Annotated in this window: 1 protein-coding gene; it reads left to right on the forward strand. The window is 68.8% G+C overall.

What is annotated here, in order from left to right; translation table 11 throughout:
- Positions 1 to 102: 102 nt before the first annotated feature.
- Positions 103 to 1,146: an IS110 family transposase gene (locus VEA62_RS04215; protein ID WP_324818826.1), complete on the forward strand. Its 1,044-nt coding sequence runs from the start codon at positions 103 to 105 to the stop codon at positions 1,144 to 1,146.
- The last annotated feature ends 221 nt before the right edge of the window (positions 1,147 to 1,367 follow it).

Genomic DNA, 1,367 nt, shown 5'->3' on the forward strand with positions numbered 1-1,367 from the left:
CTACGCTCAGATGGAATGAAGCGGCTGGCCGCCACCTCGACGTGGTGGCACGAAGTGCCCCACAAACACGCGGTCGGAGCCGCAAGAGAGTGGAGGCCAGCCTTGGACCATATTGGCATCGACGTGCACAAGAAGGACAGCCAACTCTGCATTCTCACCTCGGGAGGTGAGGCCATCGAGGTGCGGGTTCCGACCCGGCTGGATCGCCTGGCCGAGGTGCTCGCTGGGCGGCCTCGGTCGAGGGTGCTCCTCGAGGCCTCCACGGAGAGCGAGTGGGTGGCGAGGCACGTGGAGTCCCTGGGGCACGAGGTCGTGGTCGCGGACCCCAACTACGCGCCGATGTACGGGATGCGCACACGCCGGGTGAAGACCGACCGGCGAGACGCGAGGGCGCTTGCGGAGGCGAGCCGGTCAGGGACCTACCGGGTGGTGCACCGGCGGTCGGACGCTCAGCGTGCGGTGAACGTGCGGCTGACCATGCGCGACGCGCTCGTCCGGACCCGGACACGCTACATCGCGGTCATCCGCTCCTCGCTTCGTGCCCACGGCCTGAGGATGCCGGCTGGCGGGGACGCGGAAAGCTTCGCAGAGCGCCTCGCGTCGATGGATCTGCCGACTGGCGTGCGCGACGAGGTGTCCGTGCTGGCGGGGCTCCTCGAGCCGATCAACGCGCAGATCACCGCCTGCGAGTCCGTCATCAAGGCGATGACGAAGCAGGACGCCACGGTCAGGCGGCTGCAGACCGCGCCCGGCGTGGGCCTCATCGTCGCGACCGCCTTCCGGGCCATCATCGACGACCCGAACCGCTTCCGCGACGCACAGCAGGTGCCCGCCTATCTCGGGCTGGTGCCGAGCGAGGCGAGCTCCGGCGAGAAGCCGCGCAAGGGCCGGATCACCAAGACCGGCAACGGACGGATGCGCTGGCTGCTCGTCCAGTCGGCCCACGGGATCCTTCGGAGCCGAACGCCCGAATCGCTCCGTCTGCGAGAGTGGGCGGGGCGTATCCAGCGCAAGCGAGGCCGCAAGGTCGCCACGGTGGCGCTGGCACGCAAGCTGGCGGGGATCCTCTACGCGATGATGAGGGACGGGACGGAGTTCGCCGCGCACCAGAGCTGCGAGGGCCCGTCGAGGCAGGCCGCAGCCTAGGAGACCTACGAGATGACCTGAGCGCCAAGGCAAAGCGGGTTTCGAGGGAGGGTGAGCGCGGGCTCATCCTTGGCCGGTCAGCTCGAACGGCCGTCGCTCAGATGGCGCCCCCTCCTCCGAATCCCCCCATGCGTCGGCGTGCAACGAGTGCACGCCCCTGTCGAACGCGAATAGAAGGATGACGAACCCCGCGTTTGCCAAGGCGACCTGACATCGGGATC

The organism is Brevundimonas sp., from assembly GCF_035627475.1.
Lineage (GTDB): Bacteria > Pseudomonadota > Alphaproteobacteria > Caulobacterales > Caulobacteraceae > Brevundimonas.